Source organism: Streptomyces sp. AK02-01A, from assembly GCF_033795305.1.
Lineage (GTDB): Bacteria > Actinomycetota > Actinomycetes > Streptomycetales > Streptomycetaceae > Streptomyces.
Genome location: NZ_JARBAE010000070.1, coordinates 1 through 21,057 on the forward strand (window position 1 = coordinate 1; position 21,057 = coordinate 21,057).

Consider the following 21,057-nt stretch of genomic DNA (forward strand, 5'->3'; position numbering starts at 1 on the left):
ACCCGGCCCACCGCGCCGGGCCCTCACCATGCCCACCGACCGACACCGCTCCAAACGACCCCGCTCAGCCAGCCATCAGCCGCAACTGAAACGGCGAGGCTAGCCCCTGGCAGCGCGGCTCGAACGAGAACACCAACGGCCTGCTCCGTCAGTACTTCCGCTAGGGCACAAGCCTGGCACAGACACCCGCGCGGACCTGGATACCGTCGCTGCCGAACTGAACCGTCGGCCACGCGAGACGCTCGACAGGAACACCCCAGCCGAGCGTCTCGCTAAGTGCCCCTGAGGCCCGTGTGCTCAGGTGATCGCGTAGGGCCTGAGGTGGCCCATCCGGTTGTACTCCGCAGTCTTTCCGTCAAGATGCTCCAAGGCGCGGGCGCGCCCGTGCGCCTCCAGCAGCATGGCCGCGGTGCAGATCGCCACGGTGTGGATCTGATCCAGCAGCGCAAGACCCTCCACTGCCCGAGCGAGCCCCGTTTCCTTCTTGACGACGCGTCGAAGAGCTGTTGTCGTCGCGAACTCAACCTCTGCCGGAGCCAGGGCCGCCAACGCGTCGGCCTCGGACATCCCCATGGACGGTTCCCCCAGTTCGTCGAAGAGCGCGTCATGATCAAGGATGAGCCAGACCAGGACGCCCTCCAACCGGTCGATATCCAGACCCGCGATGCAGGCGGCGACTCGGTCCCGGGCGAGGTAGGCCCGTGTCAGGTCGGCCGCCCGCCACATCGCATCTATCCACGGATCGTCTGCATTCTCCATGCTCCTCCTTTTAGCGGACTCGGGAAAAGGTCGCAGGCAAATCCGCCTGGTTCACCACTACGGGGCGGCGGTCGCTGTTGCTTTAAGCTCTTGCCGCAGCCCGTTGACCAACCGATGTTGCAATGACCACTGGAATCCGCCTGACCGCGCGAACGGGGCAGCATCCGGGCAGGCCACGCCGGGTGACGGGCTCGTGGCGCGCCTCAGCCGAGGCGGACCGAGCGCCAGCGTCGGCCCGTGCGGCTGATGAGCCCGCGCTCCTCCAGACGGCTGAGCTGGTAGGCGACCGAGCTGCTGCTCGACAGGCCGACCGCCCGTCCGATCTCCCGGACCGACGGCCCCTCACCGTGCTCCGCGATCCAAACTCTGATCGCGCGCAGGATCTGCTGCTGCCGGTCGGAGGGCGGTCGCATCACGCCTGTCTCATCCCCGGCCACCCGCGGAAGAGCCCGTCTGCCGGCGCAGCCGCACGACCAGGGTGGACAGCCGGAGCAGCCGGCGGCGGAGCGGCGTGTTGCCGACCGGCCCGGTATCTGCGGCGAGCGCCTGGTAGGCGGCCTTCCACGTTCGCTCGGCCTGCGCCAGGTCCTCGGTGACGATGTTGGGGTCCATGTAGACACTAGGTAGTACGTTCGATTTTCGCGTTACGCGTTTGCCCTCAGACGTGCTCGTCATCACAGCGTCCAGCGAAGCCCGGGAGGCTCGTATCCCGTGGGTGAGGACAAACGGGCGGGGCGGCTCTGGCTTTCGCTCGGCCAAGAAGGGATACGCTCCGTACGCCACTTGTCTGTCCGCGTACGCTGGCCGGGCCATCCCCGGGCCCTCAGCCCTGTGCGCCGGACACGACCGCGCCATGACCGGTGCACCGTCCGCCGTGCCATGGCGGCGCCCGCTCCGGCTCAACCTTGATCCCTCTCGCCGGGCTGCGGCTGGTCCACGAGCGCGCGGGCCACGCGGCGGACGGCCACCACCACGTCCAGGCGGCTGTGTTCCTTCTCCCCCGGCGAACTCAGTGATCGCCGCTTCCACCGTCTGAGCGGCCTCCAGCCAGGCGCCCACGCCTCCGCCGAGTAGGGGACGGCCCCGGCCGTGGCCTCTTCCGCAAGCGCTTTTCGCTGGAGGTTGACCAGGACTGGCCGGCTCACCCGGCCCCGGGCACCGCGCCTTCGCCGAATCGCGGAACGTCGCCGGGCGTGACGTCCAGGCGCAGCCGGGCGAAGCGCAGGGGGTGGCGGAAGACGCCACGGTCGACGGCGGTGTCGGCGCCGACCTCCGCGACGAGCTCGGGAGTGACCAGGATGGGGATCAGGGGGTCGCGGCTGCCCCACGCGGCGTTGAATCGTGCCCCGGTCCACGGGTGCCCGGGGCCGGGTGCGGTGAGGTGCTCGGCGAGTTGTCGGGCCGATTCCGGGCCGAGCGGCGCCGTACGGCCCACGAACCTGAAGCGGCGAGCCGCGGCGTCGTAGCGTCCGAGCAAGACCGGCTGAGGACGGCGCAGCGAGCCCGTCACGGCGCCGATCACGGCCTCGGTGGTCTGGCGGCGGCGCAGCTTCGACCATCCTCTGACGCCCGGCCGGTAAGGCCCTGTCAGGGTCTTGACCACGATTCCCTCCAGCCCGGGAACCTGGGTCCACTCCTCCAGCCACTCACGGGCCAGTTCCGGGTCGGTGGTCATCGGGCACAGGGTCCACGGCGGATCCAGATCGGCGATCAGGGATTCCAGTACCGCGCGGCGCCCGGCGTACGGGCGGACGAGCAGTGGGCTGTCGTCACTTTGCTGGCCCGGGAAAGCGCGCACACAACACGCACCGACAGAAGCTCAACCACATCGACTCGTTCTTCGCCTTCCTCGAACACCGCTACGCCCACGAGATCATGATGCGATTCGGGGCGACAGTGGAGTCACCGGTCGATCCGTTCAACCGGCCCGTCCACCGTGGGGACTTCGGGCTACGGATCCCACCCTCGCAGACGGCGATGAAGGAGTTCTTCGCCCGCTGGCGGGAGCAGTTGCCGTACGCCCGGAAGTACACCGTGGCCTGCCGCGACTACGTCATGACGAAGATCGCATACGTCTCAGGTGTCCGGGCTGCCGAGCTGTGCCCGGTGACGATCGGCGACGTCCACTGGGAACACGGTCAGTGGGGTCGGTTCGTCGTCCAGGGCAAGGGCGCTCGCGGCTCAGGACCGCGGCCTCGCGAGGCGTACCTGTTTCGCGAGGGACGCGAGCTGCTTTGGTGGTACATCGAGGAGGTTCGGGCGGAGTTCGGTGACGACGCCGATCACCCCTCGACGCCCCTGTGGCCGTCCGAGCGCGAGCCCAAGGCGATAGCGGCGCTGAACCTGCCGATCGCGCCGGCAATCACCCCGTCGACGTTCCGCCGTCAGCTCCACGCGGCGGCCGCGAGCTATCTGACCGGCCCGGTCACCGACCTCTTCCCGCACCTCCTGCGGCACGCCTGCGCGACTCACAACTACGAGCGAGGCATGACGCTGTGGGAGGTCCAGCGTGTTTTGGGTCACCACTGGGCCACCACGACTCTTCGGTACATGACGACTGCACAGGCCGACCCCGAGCATGCCAATGTGGCAGCGAGCTCGCGGGCGGCCCAGCGCCTGGTGATGGACAAGGGGAACCTTCGGTGAAGTGGAATCTGAGGATGGTGGCCGCTCAGCGGGACCTGTGGCGTCCCACCGAGTTGCTGGAGGCGTTCAAGACGGTCGGATTCACGCCGTCGCTGAGCAAGGTCGCCGCGATGTGGAGCGGCACACCGGTCACGGTGCGGCTCGACGACCTGGACAAGATTTGTGCGGTGCTGAACTGCACCGTTGGCGATCTGCTACAAGCCGAGCCCCTGGAGGCCGCTGCCGGAGAGCGCGAAGCACTGCCCAAGGCCGTGGGAGCTGAAGGCTCGGGCGGGGGTCCCGTACGGCCGACGCCCCGTCGGCAGGGCAGCCGTCGTTCGCAGCCGCCGAACTGACGATGGCGGCACGATCTCGTCCTACTCAGTGCCCGGACTGCAAGGGCTGGGGGGTTCTCGGGCTGGCCACGTGCCAGGGGTGCATGGAGTGGCGGAGGAATCATCCTGAGCAGGGCGTATGTCTGCGCTGCCGTCACACGGGACATCTCAACTCCGACCGTCTGTGCCGGGCATGCCTGCACGCTGTCCGGCTTGACGCCGACACCGCGTGGGTCACCGACCCGGACGGCGCTGGCCCGCGAAGCCGCCAGCTGACGCTCCTCTATTCCGGCCTCGCCCCCAGCCACGCCCAACCCTTGAAGAAGTACGGCAGGCGCACCGGCCGCACTGGCACCGATCAGCGCGAGCGGCTGCACTGGGTGGAACAGATACGCGCGGCCGCGGCTCCGACCCGGGACGACCCTGCGGTCCTCCCACCCGCCGTCCTGGGGCAGCTGCCGCTCTTCCCGGTCCGCAGGATGCTGTCCATCGATGTCTGCCGGCGCATTCTGCAAAGGCCGCTCGCCGGCTATCGCGAGGTCGTCGAGCACACCGCTGCGTTCGCGGCGGACACCGGCATCGGCAAACCCATGCAGCGCAAGCTGCATGAGATGCTGCGCCTCGCTCTCGCCGTGCGCGACGCGGACGGCGACGACATCGTCGACGAACTGGTCCTCGACGACATCCCCAACTACGGCCGGTCCGTCCGGGCGATCCTGCTGCGGGCTCAGATGCTGAGGCTCCTGCCAGAGCCGCGCGAACCCGGGCGCCCCCAGCGGTCACGGACACGGACCACGCGCCGCGTCTGGGGGCCCCTGACCATGACACCGAGGTCCTGTCAGCAGTGCGGCTCCTGGTTCGCAGCGAAGATGAAGATCATCTGCGAACCCTGCTCATCCTTCGCCCGGAAGAGAGGCATCAGCGCTGCTTCCACGGGAGCGTGCGCTCGCTGCCTCCGTGTCGATCTGCCGCTCGCCGACGGGTACTGCCGCGGATGCCGATGGCATGTAGCCAACCACGGCCCAGGGGACATCAGCCGGTTCGGAACGCAGCTGTGGCTCGGTTCACCGGTTCCGGCGCCCGCAAGCCTGGGCCACTCGGGTGTGGCCCCGCCGACTCCGCGGCGGCCTGTCTCCGAGCACGTGAGGGCCCCTGGGCAGGAGAGGTTGTTCGAGCTCCGGAGAGATTGGCGCCCGGTGGTCGAGCTGGCGCGGCATGATCTGCCGACGCTCACAGACTCGGCCGAGCGGCTGCTATACGATCTCGACAGCGTGATGAAGCAGGAGATGTGGTCGACGGTCCCCACCACCAAGACCCGGAACACGCTGACGGTCTTGGTGTCCTGGCTCGGCGCTGATGCACCGCTGCTGGAATCCGACATCCGGGCGCTCGTCGACAACCGCTCCCTGAAGTTCAGCGGCCAGCGGGTCACGCAGTTCCTGGAGACCCGAGGGTTGCTGGTCCCGGATGCCGAGTTTCGCCGGGACGCGCACCAAAAGCGCTTGGAGGCCGAGCTCGCCGCACTGCCCGCGACGATCGCACAAGAACTCTCGGTCTGGATCAAAGCCGTACGCGGAGAGGGCAAATGGGAACACACCGGCCGCACCTACCGGAGCATCGCCCGCTACTGGCATGTACTCGACCCGATCCTCAAGGGGTGGATCGCGGACGGCATCGAGAGCCTGCGCGAGATCACCCAAGACGACATCAAGCGGGCCATCGCCACCCGCAAGGGGACGCCGGCCCGCTCGATCCACATCGTCCTGCGGAACGTCTTCCGGGCCCTTCGGCAGGAAAGCGTGATCTTCCGTGATCCCACCCGCGGCCTCGTCTTCGCAGGGATCAACAACACCCCACCTTCCGTGCCTTCGGACCGGCTGGGCGGCATCCTCAGCCACGCACGCAACGACTTCCAGCGCCTCGTGATGGTGCTGGTCTGCGTCCACGCACTCAGCGGCACCGACATGCGCCACCTGCTGCTCACCGACCTCGACCTCTCCCGTGAACGCCTCATCGTCCGGCGCCCCGGCAAACGGCACATCATCTACCTGGACGAACTTACCCACCGCTGCGCCTCCGCGTGGCTCCGTGCACGTCACCGCCGCTGGCCGGTGACCACCAACCCGCATCTGCTGATCAACCGATGGACCGCGGTAGACACCAACCACTCGCCCATCGGCACCACATTCACCGCCATCTTCCGACCCACCGGACTCACAATGCCGACGCTGCGGCAGGACCGGATCCGCGATGAGGCGTTCGAGGTCAACGACCCCCTCCACCTGATGCGTCTGTTCGGCATCTCCTGGCAGACCTCCATGCGGTACATCACCGCAGCCCATCCTGAACGCACCGCGAAGCTCGCACGGTGAGGCGAGCACACAGCGCAGGCGGCAGGTCACCTCTTCGTATTCGAGCCCCTCGGCCGCCGACTGCGCTTGGGTGATCGGAGTCCGCTTCGTCTTCGCCCTGCACGCCGCGCACGCGTAGACCGAGTCCCGGCCGTCATCGACAACTCGCCCGCGACTGATCACTGCTCAGGGACGGCCGTCTTCCGAGCCGTGGTCCGCGGCGATCGGTGTCGGCTGCACCTGAAGGGTGGTCCCCACCGCGAGGAACACCGCGCAGGCCTTGGCGATCTCCAATGCCTGCGCCAGCACCTCCGGGTTGAGCCGCTCGCCGAACATCACCGTCGCGGACTGCTCAGTTGCTGCTCGAACTCGAGTTTGAAAGAGCCATGACGTTTCGAGCAATATCAGGGTGTGAACATCGCGAAGAAGGACGTTCTGGATGCGGTCGGGCCCCGTCTGCGGGAGCTGCGGCGCCGGCGTGGGATCACGCTGGCTGAGCTTGGCCAGCGGACCGGAATCAGTGAGAGCACGCTGTCTCGTCTGGAGGGCGGCAGCCGCAAGCCGACTTTGGAGCTGCTGCTTCCACTTGCCGAGGTGTACGCGGTGCCGCTCGACCACCTCGTGGGCGCGCCCCGGACGGGAGATCCGCGCATTCACCTGCGCCCGGTGACCCGGGGCGGCATGACGTTGGTGCCGCTGAGCGATCCCGGCGGCGCCCAGGCCTACAAGCTTCTCATTTCACCCGCGCCCCACAGCGAGCCCGAGCTGCAGACCCACGATGGTTTTGAGTGGATTTATGTGCTCGCCGGACGGCTCAGGCTGCTGCTGGGCGAGCAGAGCCTGAGCCTCAAGCCGGGCGAGGCCGCAGAGTTCGACACGCACGTGCCGCACTGGATCGGCGCCGACGGCGACCAGGCGGTAGAACTTCTCATCCTACTGGGACGCCAGGGAGAACGGGCCCACCTCCGGGTCCGCGCCACCTGACCCGGTTGCGGTGATTGCGGTGCTCAGTTCGTGTCGGGGAGGGGGCCCAGCCCGTGTGCACGGCTGCCCAGCACCCGCCGCGAGACCTCGGCCTCCATCGCCCCGCTGAAGGCTCCACCGCCCTTCGCCGCGCGAGCGGCGGCTTCCGCGTCGGCCTTCAGCAGGTCCATGTGGATCGCGGCGGCCGCGGTGGTTCCGGCTGCCGCTGCAACCGGAACCCCGGCCAGCACATCGCTCACGTTCCCCGCGGCCCACACGCCCGGCACGCCGGTGAACCCGGAGGCGTCCACCCGGAGCTGCTCCCCCAGGCCCATGGGATGTTCCTGCATCGTCACGCCCAGGTCGCGCAGAAAGCCGGCGCGTGCGAGGAACCGGGGGGCGACCACCAGTTCCTGGACCGGCACCACCTTTCCTGGCGCCAGCCGCACGCCCGTCAGCTGGTCCTGGCCGTTGACCTCGAGCCCGGTTGCCGCACCGTCGACCACGCTGACACCGAGAGCGGCCAGCTGCTCCCACTGCTCGTCGGTCAGCGTCGTTCCGGTGTGCAGAAACAGTGTGACGTCCTTGGACATCTGGCGGAACAGCAGTGCCTGGTGGAAGTTGCCGAGCACCCCGATGAGCTTGTTCTGGACTTCCCAGCCGTGGCAGTACACGCAGTGCAGCACGTCCCGCCCCCACCGTTCGGCCAGCCCCGGCACGTCCGGCAGTGCATCGACCAAACCAGTGGTCACCAGCACCCTGCGGGTGCGTACGCGCTGCCCGCCCTCGGTGACGACCCAGAAACCCGCATCGTCCTGGGAGATCCCCGCGACCTGCCCCGAAACGACACGACCGCCGTACGAGGCGACTTCCTCGCGCCCGAGCCGCAGCAGCTCCAGGGGAGAGATGCCGTCGCGGCCGAGCAGGCCATGGGCCCCGGCGGCCGGGGCGTTGCGGGGCTCGCCCTTGTCGATGACCAGGACCGACCGGCGCACCCGGGCCAGATTCAAAGCCCCGGACAGGCCGGCGGTCCCGCCCCCGACCACCACGACGTCCCAGGGCTGTCCACCATCTCTTATCAACTCGAATTCGCGCATGCCCTCAGCGTGCGACGGTGCCACGGACGCCGCAAAGGTTCATGCTGTTCCGGCAAGAACGCCCCGACGCCCCATCGCCGACGGGGCCCGATCGGCTCACGGCAACCGGACCACACCGACCTTCTTGCCGGTCCAGCAAGAAGGTTCGCTGCTTGATGACGCGGGTGTGCAGGCTGCGTCCAGTCAGTTCTGGCTCACCACCGAAAGCCGGCACCCCCAGGGCCTGGTCGTTTTCCCGCATTCGTTGGGAATTCCTCCGGCTCGGAGCGGCATGTCGGTGGTCGAAATCCTTGAGGAAGCAGCAGATGGAAAATCGCCACGTCGTGATCATTCCGATCGAGATCGACGAGGGGAAGGAGGCCTCTTATCTCGCCGCGTGGCAGGATGCCGCGGAGGTGATGGCGGCGCAGCCCGGTTTCATTCGGACGTACATGTTCCGCACCATCGTTCCGGGGAGCAAATTCTCTCTCGTCAACGTGGCGGAATGGGAGTCCACCCGCCACTGGGAAGAGGCGATGAACGTCTGCCCGATGATGGGGCAGCAGATAGCCGTCGTCCATGCCTCGAACTACGAGGCGATCCGTACGGTCCTGCCCGCGCAGGACCCGGGTGCCGGCGACGGCCGCACGCCCGCCGAGCTGTCTCCTGCCGAGGCGCAACGCCGCGCCGAGGACGGGGAACTCACGCTGATCGACGTCCGTGAAGACGATGAATGGGCGGGGCATCACCCGGCCGGCGCCGTCCACGTCGCGCTCGGCACGCTGGCCTCGTCGCTGTCGGATCTGCCTGACGGCCCACTGGCCTTCGTCTGCCGCACGGGCAACCGCAGCGCGCAGGGCGGCGTGCAGGCGATCCGCGCAGGCCGGTCCTCCGTCTACAGCGTGGCAGGCGGCCTTGAGGCGTGGGAGGCGGCGGGGCTGCCGGTCGTCGTGCCCGGCCGATAGGGCGCGGTCAACAATGCCGATCGCGTCGCAGTTGCGGTGCGTGAGGGCTGACGAAAGCAGAACCGGAACATAACCGTCGCATACCTCCGCCGGCATGAGGCCGGCCGGGTGCGCCGCCCGCTCGCAGTCTTCGGGAAATTCGCTGCCGCCATTCCATGCGGTGATCGTTTATGTAATGGCCGACGCGAATTTCCCGGAACTGCGGCGGCCCTTCAGCAAGACAGAATTACCCGGGTATGCCATCCCGGAGAGGAGCAACACCATGTTTATCGACACCCTGGAGTTCGAGGGACTGGGCAACCGTAGTTATCTGGCTGGGGGGCGGAGAGGGGCGGTCGTGGTCGATCCGCCGCGGGACGTCGATCAGGTGATCGCCCTCGCCGCCCGGCGAGGAGTGCGCATCGCCTACGTGGCGGAGACGCACGTGCACAACGACTACGTCACCGGGGGGCTGGAGCTGGCACGCCTCACCGGCGCCCGCTACCTCGTCCCGGCCGGCGCCCAGGTCTCCTTCACCCGCACGCCTGTCGCGGACGGGGACGTGTCCGAGGTGGACGAGGACCTGTTGCTGCGTGCGATAGCCACCCCGGGCCACACCCCGCACCACACCTCCTACGTCCTGGAGGAGAAGGGACGCGCGGTGGCTGCTTTCACAGGCGGCTCGCTGCTGATCGGCTCCGTGGGACGTCCGGACCTGGTGGACCCGCGCCTGACCGAGCAACTGGCCCGAGCGCAGCACGCCTCCGTCCACCGCTTGGCAGCGGCACTCGACGACGAGGTGCCGGTACTGCCCACGCACGGTTTCGGCAGCTTCTGTTCCTCCTCCCAGGCCGAGGGCGATGCGAGCACGATCGGCCAGGAACGTACCAGCAATGACGCCTTCACCCTGGAGGCGGACGCCTTCGTCAAGCAGGTCCTGGCCGGGCTGGAGAACGTGCCCGCCTACTACACGCACATGGGCCCGGCCAACGCCGCCGGCCCCGCGCCCGTCGACCTGACCCCGCCCGAGCCCGCCGACGCCGCACAGATCGCCGAACGGCTGGCGGCGGGCGAGTGGGTGGTGGACCTGCGCAACCGGGTCGCCTTCGCCGACGGTCACGTGGCCGGATCGTTCAACTTCGAGGCCACCGGCAAGCTGGCCACCTACCTGGCCTGGCTGATCCCGTGGGGCAAGCCGGTCACCCTGCTCGGCGACACCCCGGCCCAGATCGCCGACGCGCAACGCGAGCTGACCCGGGTCGGCATCGACCGCCCGGCCGCCGCCGCCGCCGGGGATCCCGCCACCTGGGTCCGCCAGGGGGAACGGCTCGCCTCCTTCCCCCGTGCCAACTTCGCCGACCTCGTTGGCGCCCACGAGCGCGGCGAGGACGTGGTGGTGCTGGATGTGCGCCGCGACTCCGAACGTGCAAACGGCTTCCTCACGGGCTCCGTGCACATCCCGCTCCACGAACTGCATAGCCGGAGCGGCGAGGTGCCGGACGGAACGGTGTGGGTGCACTGCGCCGGCGGGATGCGCGCGGCGATCGCCGCATCCCTCCTGGAGGCGACCGGACGAAAAGTCATCGCCATCGATGACGGCTTCGACGCCGCCGCCGACACGGGCCTGAGCATCACCCGGCCCTGACACCCCCTGCTCCACCTGCACAGAAGGCACACGATGTTCCTCTCACGCCACGGTCCCGGCCCACTCGGCCCCGAACAGGGCCACTCGCACGTCACCGGCACCGGGCCGGTGGCCGGCGACAGCGGGCGAATAGCATGACCGTCCTGATCCTGGCCCTGACCGCAGGAGTCGTCGTCGGCCTGGTGCTCGGCGCCCTCGGCGGTGGCGGCAGTGTTCTGGCGGTGCCCGCGCTGATCTACCTGCTCGGCTTCACCCCCGCCGCAGCCACCACCGCCAGCCTGATCATCGTCACCGCCACATCCCTGACCGCCCTGTACGCGCACGCCCGGGCCGGGCACGTGCGGTGGAAGGCGGGAGCGGCGTTTGCAGCCGCCGGGATTCTCCCGGCGGCTGCCGCCGGAGCCGCCACCGCCCACCTGCCCCAAACCGCTCTCACCGTCGCCTTCGCCGCCATAGCCGCCCTCTCCGCCATCAAAATGCTCCGGCCCGCCGGCACAGCCCGCCTCAAAGAGGGCGGCGTACGGCCGGGCAAGGCGGCCGGTGCCGGCGCCGCACTGGGCGCACTGACAGGGCTGCTCGGCGTGGGCGGCGGCTTTCTCGCCGTCCCCGCCCTGGTCACCGTCCTGGCCTTCGAGATGGACGCCGCGGTCGGCACCAGCCTGCTGGTCATCGCGGTCAACTCGCTGGCCTCCCTGGCCACTCGCTCGGGCACCGCTGCCTCGCTCGACTGGGCGCTGATCGGCCCGTTCATCGCTACCGCGATCCTGGGCGCCTGGTACGGCAAGCGCATCGCCGCGAAGGTCTCGGCAACCCACCTGCAGCGCATCTTCGCCATGGTCCTGCTGGCCGTGGCCGCCTTCATGCTCGCCGACGCCGTGACGTGACGGCGGCTCGGCCCGCGACACCTTCGACGGCCCGCATCCGCCCGGTATCCCCGGCCGCTACCTGCCCTCCTCTCTGGTTGGCCTCCCACATGACGAGCTTTCTCGGCACCGGGATCTCGCCGTCACAAGGGCGCGGCGGTGAGCTGCAGCACGTACGCCGACTGATCGGTTCCGGGCGCGGGGCCGAGGTAGGTGTGGCCGGCCATGCGGCACCAGGCGGGCAGGTGGAGCGGGGAGGCCTGGTCTTGGCGATGACGTGGACGCCGGCGCCCGGCTCGGCGTTGCGGATCTGTTTGCGCAGACGGAGCAGGAGGCTGATCCAGAGCGGGCCGGTGCCGTCGACGGTGATGTCCGCCCTCGGCACGGATGCCGCGGTCATCGGGACAGGGTCTGGGTGACGCGCCACAGCCGGCGGTGCACGAGATCCTCGCCTGGGCTCGCAGCACACGACCTGAAAGTCGGGGACTGACTCAGTGACGCGTGTCCTACTGCTGTCCCGGAAGCGGCTGGCAACCCGTAAGCGCGTCCCTATAATCCGGGGGCGCGCGTGCGGGTTCCTGTCGTTTGGCACCCAGGATTCCTGGAACCTGCGCGTCCTGGCCTGCAGAACGTCGAAGGCGACGAAGCAGGCGGGCGACGCGCGGGCCAGGGCGCGGGCAGTGCGGCTGCCGGCGACGGTGCGGCGCTGCAACGCCTCGAACGACAGATCGTCGCCGGCCATGACAAGCAGTTCGCCATCGAGGACGAGGCCGTGTGGCAGTTGCCCGGCAGCGGCGACGAGATCGGGGAAGCGGTCCTGGAGCAACGCCCCGCGTCGCGACTGCAAGATCACCCCCTCGCCGGGGCCGGCGGGAGTGAAGACCAGGCAGCGGTATCCGTCGAACTTCATCTCCGCCGCGGATCCGGCAGGCAGTAGGCGCCGGCCGGGGATGATCTCGCGGGCCTGCGCGAGCATCGGCTCGACCGGAGGACGGAGCACCACCACAAACTCCCCGATGTCGTCGCCCCCTCGCCTTCCCTGTCTACGGCCGTGGCGTACGGACCGCGACCCGAGCACAGGCGATCCGCCGGTGACCGGTTGGACCGGCCCTCGTTGGACTGGCATAGCGGCCCCGGATCGCCCCCGGCCCGGGGTCGCTGTCCCCTGCGCATAGGGATTTTGGAACGGCGGCGGGCCTGCTGTCCTCATACGCGACGGTGCCGGACCGGGGCGTTACTTGTCGCTGCCGGCTTGTTCGTCGTTCCCGGTCTCCTGGACGTAGGTTCCCCGCTGGGGGACGACGAACAGGACATCCTCAGCTACGAGGGCGGCGATAGCCCGGCGCACGGTGGGACGGGACAGGCCGTACTCCTCGCCCAGCCGGGACTCGGAGGAGATGGGGCGGCGGGGCTTCCAGTCACCCCGGCGGATGCGGGCACGGATGATGCCGGCGAGCTGCCGAAACGGGGGCTCGGGGGCGTCGTGCTCGATCACGTCGTCTGGGCCGTAGTCCATGACGCAAAAGCTATCGGGCACCTCCCGGCAGGGCACATTCAGTTACATCCGCTGACGTGCCTTTACAAGACTTTACGTCACTTGACGTCAAGCTCTAGACTCGGGCAGCAAAACGCCCCGGCCGACCGCTTAGGACCGGCCTGCCGGGGCACCGACCGAGCAGCTTGCTAGGAGCTGAACGACGTATGCGTGACTCTATCGCCCAGATTTTGGTGTGGCCGCTGCTCCTGCGGCTGCCGTCCAGGAAGCGCCGCCCCGGAGCCGTTCGAGAGGCGGCCCGCCACGTACCCGCGGCAGTCCGCCACAGGCCGGGGCCATGGCGGGGCCCCAGTTCGGCCGAGGCCCGCGCCTTCTTCCGGGACGAGGCGGCGGCACGGCTCACACCGCAGCAACGGGAGCGGTTCTGGGCAACAGCTTTCGCCGAGATCGGCGTCGACTACCCCTACCGCTACCGAGACGACCAGTTCGCCGCCCAGGAGGCGACCGCGTGAACCGCCCCATCGACTACATCTGCTCCATTTGCCACCGCGAGACGGACGATCCTGTCGTCATCGGTCACGTCGAGCGAATGAGCGGCCCTCCGTTCACCCGCATCGCCTGCCCCGACTGCGCCCCACCGCCGGACACCGAAGTGCCGCCCGAGAAGGGGCCTAAGTATCCGGACGGCAACTGAGCCCACGTGAAAAGCAGATGGCCCTTTCGGGCCGGGAGCCGACGGGGTCCTCTGCTTTCCGGAAACTTTCCGCGCACGCCTGCTTCCGCAGCAGGACTGGTCGGCCCAGGACGGGGATGGCCTGGCGGAAGTCGACCACGCCCGCATGCAGCGGGCTCGGTTCCATTCCGTCCAGGCCGCGCTCGGGGGACGTCGTCATGGTCGCATCGCTCGGGGCGGGCTGTTTCATCGAAGTCGTCAGCTTCCGGGGGAAGTACTCGACGAGCGCGTGAGGCGGGATCTCGCGTGGGAAGTGTCCTCTTCGGCGTCCGGCGACTGCGGCGTTCTGTCGGCCCATGGCCGTGCGAGCGGAGAATCAGCGCTTGACACGGTTACGGACGGCCAGAACCGCCAGGCCCAGAAGGACGGGCTCGATCGCGCGGGAGGTCATCTCAATGTAGGTGCCGGCAGTGGTCAGGTCTTGTCCGCTGGAGCGGAACACCACCGAGTTGAGCGTGGCGTTCAGGGCCTTCTCGAAGCGCTTGCCGGTGAGCCTGTTCCCGGTGGGATTGCGAAGGTCATCCTTGTCGATCTCGAAGGTGACCTTGCCTCCGCGGGGCGGTACGGTGCCGGTCGCTTCCTGCTTCGGGTCATTCTGGGGGAGCCCGAAGGCCATGAGGAGCAGGACGGTTATAAGCATGGCGGCAGCGAGCCAGCCCAAGGCCCGGGAGGCACGCAGGCCGTAGCCCGAGAGCATCCAGTAGCCATGCAGCAGGCTGCGTTCGGCGCGGTTGGTGCCGGTGCGGTCGTGGCGGCGCATCTCCATCTCGCCGTAGTAGAAGTCCGCCGCTCCCGGCTCGTTCTTGCCGTCCTCGAACGCCTTGCGCAGCGCCCGGTACACCGGCGCCAACTGCGCCGGCCCGACACGTCCAGCGCCGAAGGCCGCTGTGTTCCAGCCTCGGACGGCTTCCGGCTGGCTCGCGCGCCAGTGGTGTTCCTCGGCAAGGGTGCGGCGCTGCGTGAACCGTATCGGGCGCCACCGCCGCCAGTGGGTACGGGACGGGACCGCGTTGAAGGAACAGGTGCCCTCCAGTCGTAACTGGTCCAGATGCACGGTCCCGGCGAACAGGCATTCCGACAGGTCAACGTCGGCGAGGACCAGATGGGCCGCGTCCACCTCACGCAGCGAGATCAATCTCACCGCGGCGTCGGGCGTACCGGCAAAAGTCGGTTCTGGCACAGGCTGCCCGTCCGGGAGCACGAAGGGGACGGGTTCCGCGGCGATGGTGAGCGGGTATTCAAAGACCGCGTGAGCGAAGTCCACCGTGGCGTAGCGCAGACGCACCTCAGCCGTCGACGACCAGCGGGTCCGCCGGCACTCCAGGCGTCGCGCGGCGAACCAGAGGTCCACCGGGCCTTGGAACACCGCCCCGGACAAGCTCACGCGCCCAGTGCACACCAACGGCCCAAGACTGGCCACCCGCTCGAAACCCACCTGCTCGAACCGGGCGTCACCCTGAAAGGTGGCCCCCCAGAAGCTGACGTCACCACGGAAGATCGCCCCCATGAATTCGGCCATGCCCTCGAAGGTCGCTCCATCGAACCAGGCATCGCCCTGGAAAGTCGCCGCATCGAACCGGGCGTCGCGGACGCATGGGCGTCCGGTGGCAGGGTCACGGAGGGCATCGAGGAGTGCGCCCAGAAGGCGATCGGTGAAGGGGGTGCCGGAGTGGTCGATATCGGCGCCGGGAGTAAGGCCGGCCAAATAGGCGTCACGGTCGGCGTCGGCCAAGTGGGCGAGACATGCGGTGTGGTCGAAGACGAGGATGCCATCACAGCCAATCGGGTCCTCCTGGGTGGCGCCATGGCCACAGAACGGCCAGTAAGGCCGAGACGGGAACGGGGTGGAGTTCGGGCGTGCCATACCCGAAGGACGTTCGAGCACGGCCGGATAGTTGCGACCTCGCCTCGCAGGCCGCGCACTGAAGATTCCGCTGCCGAACGAAGGACGTATTGAAATGAATCGTGCGCCACCGCACCTTCTATGCGGTCCGACCGCGCGACACAAGGCCGTAGATGGGCGAGCGGAATATAGCGGTGCATCCCCGGTTAGCGAAACCGGGGATCCACCGCACCATTAACAGTCCACCGCCAGTCCCTGACCGCCCGTCGAGAGGCAGCAACACAACACCAGCCCCACAACCGAATACCGCACCGGCCGCGCACCCCTTCCCGCCGCGCCTGCTACGCCGCTGCATAGCTGAGCAGACGAAACCCGCGACGACCCCGGCGAACGCCGGCTCAGCCCAGCTGGCCGCTCGCCGCTGAACCGACAGGACTTCACCTCATCTCAACCGACCACCACGCACACCGCGACTTCCTCCGCCACCTCGACGACTATCTGAGCGACAGCAAGAAGATCCTCGACGCCCGGGACGCCTACTCCGACGAGCACACCGACCTCGACGGCTGGCCCCACGACGACCACGCCTACGGCATGCGCGCAAGCCAGCGCGACGCCGACACCGCCGAGGCATTCGAGCCGCTCCGCTACGGCGCCCGCCATCTGCTGACCACGGCAGAGACACAGCTGGCTCATCTGGCGGAGAACACAGTGCAAGGCCGCTGGGTCTACCAGTTGGGTGTCCTGCGCGACGCCCTCGACCGGCTGGACGAACTGCACGAACAGTGGCTGGCCACCCGAGACGCCCTCACCACCACCGCCAAGCCCGGGACCGCCGACTTCGACGACGCCCTCGCCGAGCATCACGCCGAATCGTGGAGCTACCTCGACGACCGCGCCACCCATGGCAAAGCGCTCCGAGAAATCAACACCGCCGCCCGCAAAGCCCGTTCGCCGCTGGCCCCTACACCGGTCCCCGCACCCGCCTGGCGCACTGCGGCACGGAAGTGAGCATGACCGCGACTCCCGAGACCGTCGAGGGCGACTTCATCGCCCCGCGCCACCTCGCCGGCGGCGGTGACCCCGCCTGGATCACCGTCCCCCTCCACCTTTCCTGCGGCTGGAGTCACGGCTACGACCCCCTGATGCCGCGCGTCCTGCTCTCCAGCCCCGACCAGAAGGCCCTCCTACGCCTGGAGCCCGAACCCGACGGCCAGTGGTGGACGTTGAGCCATGCTGCGGAGCCGGACAGGCACGCCTGGTACGCGAGCTTCGGCGCCCGCACGCCCGTCGAACTCATCGCCGCCACCACCGATGCCCTCACCGACCCGGCCTCGCCGACGGGCGCTCCCTCCGATCCATTCGAGCCGCTCCAACAGATCGGTTGGTCGCCCGCCTCCACGGACAACGGCCTCGTGTCACCCGACGGCACCGTGTACGTCCAGCGGCTGGGCAGCGCGGAAGAACCGGGCGCCTGGTTCGTCACCACCGCACTCGGCCCGGACCGGCCGGTGTGGCAGGCCCACTTCGGCGCGACCGCTCCCGCCCGCCTGGTCGCCGCGTTCACCGCTGCGCTCGCCGATCCGAGGCCCGTGCTGCGCGTCGACAGCGGGCGCAGTCTCCCGACCCGCGACCCGAAGGTCGTCACCCGCAGGACCACGGACGTGCTCGCCGTGTATGTCGCCGGGGCGCTGGAAGAACGCGTCCGCTCCCTCGCTGCCCGGCACGCCGCCCCGCCGACGAGTCCGGTCCCATCGCGACAGCCGCCAGCCAAAAACGGGCGCAGCCGCTGATCCCCCGTCCCCACTCGGAAGCACGTAGCCGTTGCCCTCTTCCTCCTCCAACAGCAACACCGACGGGTACGACTTCGTCCTGCGCCTCCTTCTCGGAGTGCTCGCCGTCGTCGTCCCCCTGTCCCACTTCGCCTGGCTGTCCGGCAACATCACCGCCTACCTCACCGATGCCAGCTGGGCCCCCTACCAGCCGACCGCCGCCCTGCTCCACCCCGAGCAGGTCTGGCCCGACACAGGAGAAACGTCTCTGCTGATCGGTGCCCGGATCGTCCCCGTTGTCCTGCTCCTGGCCCTCGGTGTGGGGGCGGGCGTCCTGTGGCCCCGGCACAAGAACCGGAGCGGCGGCCGAAAGAAGATCACCGATGTGGCCAAGGCCCGGGACGTCGAGCCGCTGACGGCCAAGGCGATCACCGACAAGGCCCGCTCTTTGCGCCCAAGTCCGAGGGACGCCAAGCTCATCGACGCAAAGGACACCGGCATCCTCCTCGGCACCCTCCAAGGCAACCGCCACGAGGTGCGGATGGGGTTCGAGGTCGCGATCATGGCGCCCCGGTCCGGGAAGACCACCTCGCTCGCCATCCCCTCCATGCTCAGCGCGCCCGGCCCGGTCCTCCTCACCTCGAACAAGGCCGCGGGCGATGCCTTCACCACCGCCGACAAGGCCCGGGCGGAGGCGGGGGCAGTGTGGACCATGGACCCCCAGCAGATCGCCCACGCCGCCCGTGAGACGTCGGAGCCGCCGACGAGACCGGCACACTGCGCGCCGTGGCCATCGTCGGCCGGCCCGTGGCCCGCCACCTCGACGACGGCGCCACCCTCGAAGTCACCCGGAACGCCAGCGACGGCGCACGCAACGCCAACTCCCACCTGTACGGGGCATCGTGGCGCGCGGCAAAAGCCCTCGGATACCAGCGCTTGATCACCTTTACCCAGGAGGGCGAGAGCGGCGCGTCCCTGCGCGGCGCGGGATGCACCTGATCGCCAGCCGCCCGCCCCGGGCCGGATGGCACACCCCTTCCCGCCCCCGGGCCGGTCACAGCAACGACCACGTCGCCCACTTCCTGTGGCAAGCCCCCTCAACCACGTGCCTGGAGACGCCCTGCACACCTACGAACCCACCGACCTCGACGACATGCCCCCGCGCCAAGCCGTAGACGCCGTGACCGCGGACATCCACGACCATCACATCACCGCGGACGGCACCGGCCTGATGAACGCCACGCGGCACATCGAACTGCTGTGCCACCTCGCTGCCCGCATGGCTACCGACGCCGAGTACCAGTTCGCCCCGAACAGCGCCGACCTCCCGCCCGCCGAAACCCTCGGCGCAAGCGCCGCCCACCTCGGGCAGGCCATCGCCCACTACACCCAGGCCCTCGCCCCGCTCATCACCCTCACCACCGCAGCGCAGGACACGCTCCAGCAACAGCTCGACTCGCTCGACCACCACAGCCGCCTGCTCACCCACCTCGACGACGCCGGCCGGGCCCTGGCAGCAGCCCGCACCGCGCTGCAGGTGCCGCGGCCCGCCGCCGTTCCGAGCGCACCCGCCCCGGCGCCGTTGCAAGCCCCGGCCGTCCGGCGCCGCACATGACGACACCGCCCACCGACGGCCTCCTGCTCGACGTGGCCGCCCCGCCGACGCCGGTTGAACGGCTGACGTGCGGCACAACGACACGCTCGACCGCCTCTTGCGGGCCGGTTCGCAGTCCGAGCCCGACGCCCACATCGCCTCCGCACAGCGCCTCGTTTCTGCGACCCGCACCGCCCTCAAGGCGGTCACCGACGAGCGTCCGGGCCCCGAGCTGACCGCCACTCAGCACACCGCTCTGTGGGAGATCGCCTGCGGGCACGTCGTGGCCACCAGTTCCCTAGGACGGCGGTACGTCCACTACCGCGACGAGCGTGTGCTGATCGGCACATTGCGATCGCTGGAGGCGAACGGCCTGACCGAGCACGTCCCGAAGTCCGCGTCCTCCGCCTACGTGGGCGGACCGCTCCAAGACCGTATCCGTATCACCGCCGCTGGCACTACCGCCCTGGCCGCCGCCATCAGCCGCCCGCCTACCACCAGGGCACCCGGTACGACACCCGCGCCCGCCCCCGCCAAGGCGGCCACCCGAAACCGCTGATCGATTCCGGAGCCACACCACCCCATGACCCCGCTCAACCTGGCAGAACACTTACAACAACTCCGCACCCTGGCAGGCGACTTCAAGGCCCTGCACGCCCGCGTTCGAGATGTCTCTTACACCCCGGAACCGACGCGCTGCACCAGATCAGCCCGCTCCTGCACAAGACCCAGGACCTGACGGCTACCGCCCTCGTCCGCCTGGACGCGCTCGACGGCAGCGCGTACACCAGCATCGCCGGCAGCCGCGCGAGCTTGGAGCGCCTGTCCTCGGTCGTGTTCGCCGCCTCGCTGGCCGGCAACGACCTCGCCAGCGCGCTGTACGACAACCCCTACGACGGTGCGTCGTTCCCCGGCTATTCGGCGAACGACGCGTCGGTGCGCACCGCTCGCCACGCCGAAGCCATCCCGCTGATGACCGGCCACCTCGCCGACGCCGCCCATCAGCTCGACCTGAGCGCGACCGGGTGCCACTACGTCGCCACCGGTATTACCCGCGATGTGGCCGCCGCACGAGAAAAAAACCGCTTCCGCGCGGCGGTCTGCCACCCCTCCGCTGACCAACGCCCAGTACGACGCCCTCAAGGCCCTCGCCCTCAGCGGAGGGCGGCTGTACGAGAGTTCACAGCGTGGGCTGGGCGTGACCCGCGTCGCAACCGGCGACGGCACCCGAGTCTCCACCGCCACCTTCCGGGCCCTGGCCAAACGCAGGCTCGTCAACTGGGACACCAGCACCTCCCTGTTCCGCGGGCAGAAGATCACCGTCACCGAGCAAGAGCAGCAGGCCCTGGCCAAGCCGCGTCCCGCAGCGACGGCGGCGACCCCTACGAGTGCCGCCGCCAAGCCTCCCGCAGTGCCGGGAGCACGCCGGTAACTCACTTCGAGCCCCAAGACCGCGTCCTGGTCTCACCGCGCCATCTGGCAGGCGCCGGGATCGGCCGGCTCGCCGACGCGATCGGCCCGCTGATCCACCTCTTCGGCTGGCAGAACGAACACGATCCCGCGACCGGACGCATCACCATCAGCAGTCCGGACGGCAGCGTGTTCGTGAGCTTCGACTCCCGTCATACACAGGGGCAGCGGTGGTCTGTCTCGCATCACGAGCCCTTCTGGGAAACCAAGTTCACCCGGCAGACCCCAATCGAGGCCATCGCCGCCGTCACCCAGGCCCTGCCCCAGCTGGGCCACCGCCACGGCGACCAGATCCCGCATACGCCGGTGGCCGGACCCGAAGGTCCGGCCACCGGCAGAAGAGACGACACCCCAACGTGACTCCCACCATCGACGCCCACGTCCGCTTCGACACCCACCCCACCCATCCCAATGCCGTGACCGCCGTCCTGACCGGCGCCCAGGCCCGCGTTGCCCACCTGGGTCTGGAGGCAGCCGACTGGACCGTCGTTGAAGCTTCCCCTTGATCGTGGACACCTGGAGACTGGGATCAGAATGGTTCCAGAGGAAGCAGTGACCAGGTGGCAAGCAAGTACACGAAGCGGTACTC

The 21,057-nt window shown here is 69.1% G+C and carries 23 protein-coding genes and 5 pseudogenes; 18 read left to right on the forward strand and 10 right to left on the reverse strand.

What is annotated here, in order from left to right:
* Nucleotides 1-101: 101 nt before the first annotated feature.
* Nucleotides 102-286, forward strand: a pseudogene (locus PV679_RS34140) (IS30 family transposase); the annotation flags it as partial.
* 11 nt (nucleotides 287-297) lie between these two features.
* Here PV679_RS34140 and PV679_RS34145 read toward each other — a convergent pair.
* From PV679_RS34145 to PV679_RS34160, 4 genes are all read right to left on the reverse strand, one after another.
* On the reverse strand, nucleotides 298-759 hold the full coding sequence (locus tag PV679_RS34145; RefSeq protein WP_319684961.1) for a hypothetical protein: 462 nt from the start codon (nucleotides 757-759) through the stop codon (nucleotides 298-300).
* 203 nt (nucleotides 760-962) lie between these two features.
* Nucleotides 963-1,172, reverse strand: a complete 210-nt coding sequence (locus tag PV679_RS34150; RefSeq protein ID WP_319684963.1) for a LexA family protein — start codon at nucleotides 1,170-1,172, stop codon at nucleotides 963-965.
* Nucleotides 1,173-1,182: 10 nt separating this feature from the next.
* On the reverse strand, nucleotides 1,183-1,371 hold the full coding sequence (locus PV679_RS34155; RefSeq protein ID WP_319684964.1) for a hypothetical protein: 189 nt from the start codon (nucleotides 1,369-1,371) through the stop codon (nucleotides 1,183-1,185).
* A 529-nt stretch (nucleotides 1,372-1,900) separates the two neighbouring features.
* Nucleotides 1,901-2,557 carry an ATP-dependent DNA ligase gene (locus PV679_RS34160; protein ID WP_319684965.1) on the reverse strand — a complete coding sequence of 219 codons (657 nt, stop codon included), beginning with the start codon at nucleotides 2,555-2,557 and terminating at the stop codon, nucleotides 1,901-1,903.
* Between PV679_RS34160 and PV679_RS34165 the strand changes: the two are divergent.
* The 3 genes and pseudogenes from PV679_RS34165 to PV679_RS34175 form a co-directional block, all read left to right on the forward strand.
* Nucleotides 2,527-3,405: pseudogene (locus tag PV679_RS34165) on the forward strand (tyrosine-type recombinase/integrase); the annotation flags it as partial. The gene PV679_RS34160 and the pseudogene PV679_RS34165 overlap by 31 nt on opposite strands.
* Nucleotides 3,402-3,740, forward strand: a complete 339-nt coding sequence (locus PV679_RS34170) for a helix-turn-helix transcriptional regulator (protein ID WP_319684967.1) — start codon at nucleotides 3,402-3,404, stop codon at nucleotides 3,738-3,740. The pseudogene PV679_RS34165 and the gene PV679_RS34170, both read left to right, overlap by 4 nt.
* Before the next feature lie 83 nt (nucleotides 3,741-3,823).
* Complete coding sequence (locus PV679_RS34175; RefSeq protein WP_319684968.1) at nucleotides 3,824-6,091, forward strand: hypothetical protein; 2,268 nt, start codon at nucleotides 3,824-3,826, stop codon at nucleotides 6,089-6,091.
* A gap of 183 nt (nucleotides 6,092-6,274) precedes the next feature.
* Here PV679_RS34175 and PV679_RS34180 read toward each other — a convergent pair.
* Nucleotides 6,275-6,421: pseudogene (locus tag PV679_RS34180) on the reverse strand (NAD-dependent deacetylase); the annotation flags it as partial.
* A gap of 60 nt (nucleotides 6,422-6,481) precedes the next feature.
* Here PV679_RS34180 and PV679_RS34185 point away from each other — a divergent pair.
* The gene (locus PV679_RS34185; protein ID WP_319684970.1) at nucleotides 6,482-7,054 is read left to right on the forward strand and encodes a helix-turn-helix domain-containing protein; all 573 of its coding nucleotides are present in this window, start codon (nucleotides 6,482-6,484) and stop codon (nucleotides 7,052-7,054) included.
* Between the two features lie 23 nt (nucleotides 7,055-7,077).
* On the opposite strand, the gene PV679_RS34190 is transcribed toward PV679_RS34185, so the two are convergent.
* Entirely contained in the window at nucleotides 7,078-8,130 is a 1,053-nt protein-coding gene (locus PV679_RS34190) for an NAD(P)/FAD-dependent oxidoreductase (protein WP_319684972.1), read from the reverse strand.
* A 305-nt stretch (nucleotides 8,131-8,435) separates the two neighbouring features.
* Here PV679_RS34190 and PV679_RS34195 point away from each other — a divergent pair, with 305 nt between their 5' ends.
* The 3 genes from PV679_RS34195 to PV679_RS34205 all read left to right on the forward strand — a co-directional run bounded on the left by PV679_RS34195 (nucleotide 8,436) and on the right by PV679_RS34205 (nucleotide 11,582).
* The gene (locus tag PV679_RS34195; RefSeq protein ID WP_319684973.1) at nucleotides 8,436-9,074 is read left to right on the forward strand and encodes a rhodanese-like domain-containing protein; all 639 of its coding nucleotides are present in this window, start codon (nucleotides 8,436-8,438) and stop codon (nucleotides 9,072-9,074) included.
* 262 nt (nucleotides 9,075-9,336) lie between these two features.
* A complete protein-coding gene (locus tag PV679_RS34200) occupies nucleotides 9,337-10,698 on the forward strand; it encodes an MBL fold metallo-hydrolase (protein WP_319684975.1) in 1,362 nt (453 codons plus the stop codon).
* Nucleotides 10,699-10,832: 134 nt separating this feature from the next.
* Nucleotides 10,833-11,582, forward strand: a complete 750-nt coding sequence (locus PV679_RS34205) for a sulfite exporter TauE/SafE family protein (RefSeq protein WP_319684977.1) — start codon at nucleotides 10,833-10,835, stop codon at nucleotides 11,580-11,582.
* Here the strand turns inward: PV679_RS34205 and PV679_RS34210 are convergent.
* Together PV679_RS34210 and PV679_RS34215 are read right to left on the reverse strand one after the other, a co-directional pair.
* Entirely contained in the window at nucleotides 11,557-12,771 is a 1,215-nt protein-coding gene (locus PV679_RS34210) for a hypothetical protein (RefSeq protein WP_319684979.1), read from the reverse strand. The genes PV679_RS34205 and PV679_RS34210 overlap by 26 nt on opposite strands.
* Nucleotides 12,772-12,795: 24 nt before the next feature.
* A complete protein-coding gene (locus PV679_RS34215; RefSeq protein ID WP_319684980.1) occupies nucleotides 12,796-13,077 on the reverse strand; it encodes a winged helix-turn-helix domain-containing protein in 282 nt (93 codons plus the stop codon).
* A gap of 185 nt (nucleotides 13,078-13,262) precedes the next feature.
* On the opposite strand from PV679_RS34215, the gene PV679_RS34220 reads away from it, so the two are divergent.
* Both PV679_RS34220 and PV679_RS34225 read left to right on the forward strand, forming a co-directional pair.
* Nucleotides 13,263-13,568 carry a hypothetical protein gene (locus tag PV679_RS34220; protein WP_319684982.1) on the forward strand — a complete coding sequence of 102 codons (306 nt, stop codon included), beginning with the start codon at nucleotides 13,263-13,265 and terminating at the stop codon, nucleotides 13,566-13,568.
* Complete coding sequence (locus tag PV679_RS34225; RefSeq protein ID WP_319684983.1) at nucleotides 13,565-13,750, forward strand: hypothetical protein; 186 nt, start codon at nucleotides 13,565-13,567, stop codon at nucleotides 13,748-13,750. The genes PV679_RS34220 and PV679_RS34225 overlap by 4 nt, the downstream gene beginning before the upstream one ends.
* A gap of 355 nt (nucleotides 13,751-14,105) precedes the next feature.
* Here PV679_RS34225 and PV679_RS34230 read toward each other — a convergent pair whose 3' ends face one another.
* Together PV679_RS34230 and PV679_RS34235 are read right to left on the reverse strand one after the other, a co-directional pair.
* Entirely contained in the window at nucleotides 14,106-15,653 is a 1,548-nt protein-coding gene (locus PV679_RS34230; protein ID WP_319684998.1) for a pentapeptide repeat-containing protein, read from the reverse strand.
* Between the two features lie 426 nt (nucleotides 15,654-16,079).
* Nucleotides 16,080-16,208 carry a hypothetical protein gene (locus PV679_RS34235; RefSeq protein ID WP_319684985.1) on the reverse strand — a complete coding sequence of 43 codons (129 nt, stop codon included), beginning with the start codon at nucleotides 16,206-16,208 and terminating at the stop codon, nucleotides 16,080-16,082.
* Nucleotides 16,209-16,226: 18 nt separating this feature from the next.
* Here PV679_RS34235 and PV679_RS34240 point away from each other — a divergent pair, with 18 nt between their 5' ends.
* The 8 genes and pseudogenes from PV679_RS34240 to PV679_RS34275 all read left to right on the forward strand — a co-directional run bounded on the left by PV679_RS34240 (nucleotide 16,227) and on the right by PV679_RS34275 (nucleotide 20,974).
* On the forward strand, nucleotides 16,227-16,643 hold the full coding sequence (locus tag PV679_RS34240; protein WP_319684987.1) for a hypothetical protein: 417 nt from the start codon (nucleotides 16,227-16,229) through the stop codon (nucleotides 16,641-16,643).
* 2 nt (nucleotides 16,644-16,645) lie between these two features.
* Nucleotides 16,646-17,425 carry a DUF317 domain-containing protein gene (locus tag PV679_RS34245; protein WP_319684989.1) on the forward strand — a complete coding sequence of 260 codons (780 nt, stop codon included), beginning with the start codon at nucleotides 16,646-16,648 and terminating at the stop codon, nucleotides 17,423-17,425.
* A 31-nt stretch (nucleotides 17,426-17,456) separates the two neighbouring features.
* Nucleotides 17,457-18,152 (forward strand): annotated as a pseudogene (locus tag PV679_RS34250) (hypothetical protein); the annotation flags it as partial.
* Between the two features lie 23 nt (nucleotides 18,153-18,175).
* Nucleotides 18,176-18,579: pseudogene (locus PV679_RS36300) on the forward strand (XF1762 family protein); the annotation flags it as partial.
* The gene (locus tag PV679_RS34260) at nucleotides 18,510-19,019 is read left to right on the forward strand and encodes a hypothetical protein (RefSeq protein ID WP_319684991.1); all 510 of its coding nucleotides are present in this window, start codon (nucleotides 18,510-18,512) and stop codon (nucleotides 19,017-19,019) included. The pseudogene PV679_RS36300 and the gene PV679_RS34260, both read left to right, overlap by 70 nt.
* Nucleotides 19,020-19,086: 67 nt before the next feature.
* Entirely contained in the window at nucleotides 19,087-19,557 is a 471-nt protein-coding gene (locus PV679_RS34265) for a hypothetical protein (RefSeq protein ID WP_319684992.1), read from the forward strand.
* Nucleotides 19,558-19,811: 254 nt separating this feature from the next.
* On the forward strand, nucleotides 19,812-20,828 hold the full coding sequence (locus PV679_RS34270) for a DUF317 domain-containing protein (RefSeq protein WP_319684994.1): 1,017 nt from the start codon (nucleotides 19,812-19,814) through the stop codon (nucleotides 20,826-20,828).
* Nucleotides 20,825-20,974 (forward strand): hypothetical protein, encoded by a 150-nt coding sequence (locus PV679_RS34275; RefSeq protein ID WP_319684996.1) that lies wholly within the window; start codon nucleotides 20,825-20,827, stop codon nucleotides 20,972-20,974. The genes PV679_RS34270 and PV679_RS34275 overlap by 4 nt, the downstream gene beginning before the upstream one ends.
* The last annotated feature ends 83 nt before the right edge of the window (nucleotides 20,975-21,057 follow it).

What these genes read in the sequence shown, in the direction of transcription:
- PV679_RS34190 (WP_319684972.1), bottom strand. Translation starts at nt 8,130, where the DNA reads ATGCGCGAATTCGAGTTGATAAGAGATGGTGGACAGCCCTGGGACGTC.
- PV679_RS34175 (WP_319684968.1), top strand. Translation starts at nt 3,824, where the DNA reads ATGGAGTGGCGGAGGAATCATCCTGAGCAGGGCGTATGTCTGCGCTGC.
- PV679_RS34245 (WP_319684989.1), top strand. Translation starts at nt 16,646, where the DNA reads ATGACCGCGACTCCCGAGACCGTCGAGGGCGACTTCATCGCCCCGCGC.
- PV679_RS34195 (WP_319684973.1), top strand. Translation starts at nt 8,436, where the DNA reads ATGGAAAATCGCCACGTCGTGATCATTCCGATCGAGATCGACGAGGGG.
- PV679_RS34230 (WP_319684998.1), bottom strand. Translation starts at nt 15,653, where the DNA reads ATGGCACGCCCGAACTCCACCCCGTTCCCGTCTCGGCCTTACTGGCCG.
- PV679_RS34150 (WP_319684963.1), bottom strand. Translation starts at nt 1,172, where the DNA reads ATGCGACCGCCCTCCGACCGGCAGCAGCAGATCCTGCGCGCGATCAGA.
- PV679_RS34205 (WP_319684977.1), top strand. Translation starts at nt 10,833, where the DNA reads ATGACCGTCCTGATCCTGGCCCTGACCGCAGGAGTCGTCGTCGGCCTG.
- PV679_RS34240 (WP_319684987.1), top strand. Translation starts at nt 16,227, where the DNA reads ATGCGCGCAAGCCAGCGCGACGCCGACACCGCCGAGGCATTCGAGCCG.
- PV679_RS34220 (WP_319684982.1), top strand. Translation starts at nt 13,263, where the DNA reads ATGCGTGACTCTATCGCCCAGATTTTGGTGTGGCCGCTGCTCCTGCGG.
- PV679_RS34215 (WP_319684980.1), bottom strand. Translation starts at nt 13,077, where the DNA reads ATGGACTACGGCCCAGACGACGTGATCGAGCACGACGCCCCCGAGCCC.
- PV679_RS34145 (WP_319684961.1), bottom strand. Translation starts at nt 759, where the DNA reads ATGGAGAATGCAGACGATCCGTGGATAGATGCGATGTGGCGGGCGGCC.
- PV679_RS34155 (WP_319684964.1), bottom strand. Translation starts at nt 1,371, where the DNA reads ATGGACCCCAACATCGTCACCGAGGACCTGGCGCAGGCCGAGCGAACG.
- PV679_RS34200 (WP_319684975.1), top strand. Translation starts at nt 9,337, where the DNA reads ATGTTTATCGACACCCTGGAGTTCGAGGGACTGGGCAACCGTAGTTAT.
- PV679_RS34210 (WP_319684979.1), bottom strand. Translation starts at nt 12,771, where the DNA reads ATGAGGACAGCAGGCCCGCCGCCGTTCCAAAATCCCTATGCGCAGGGG.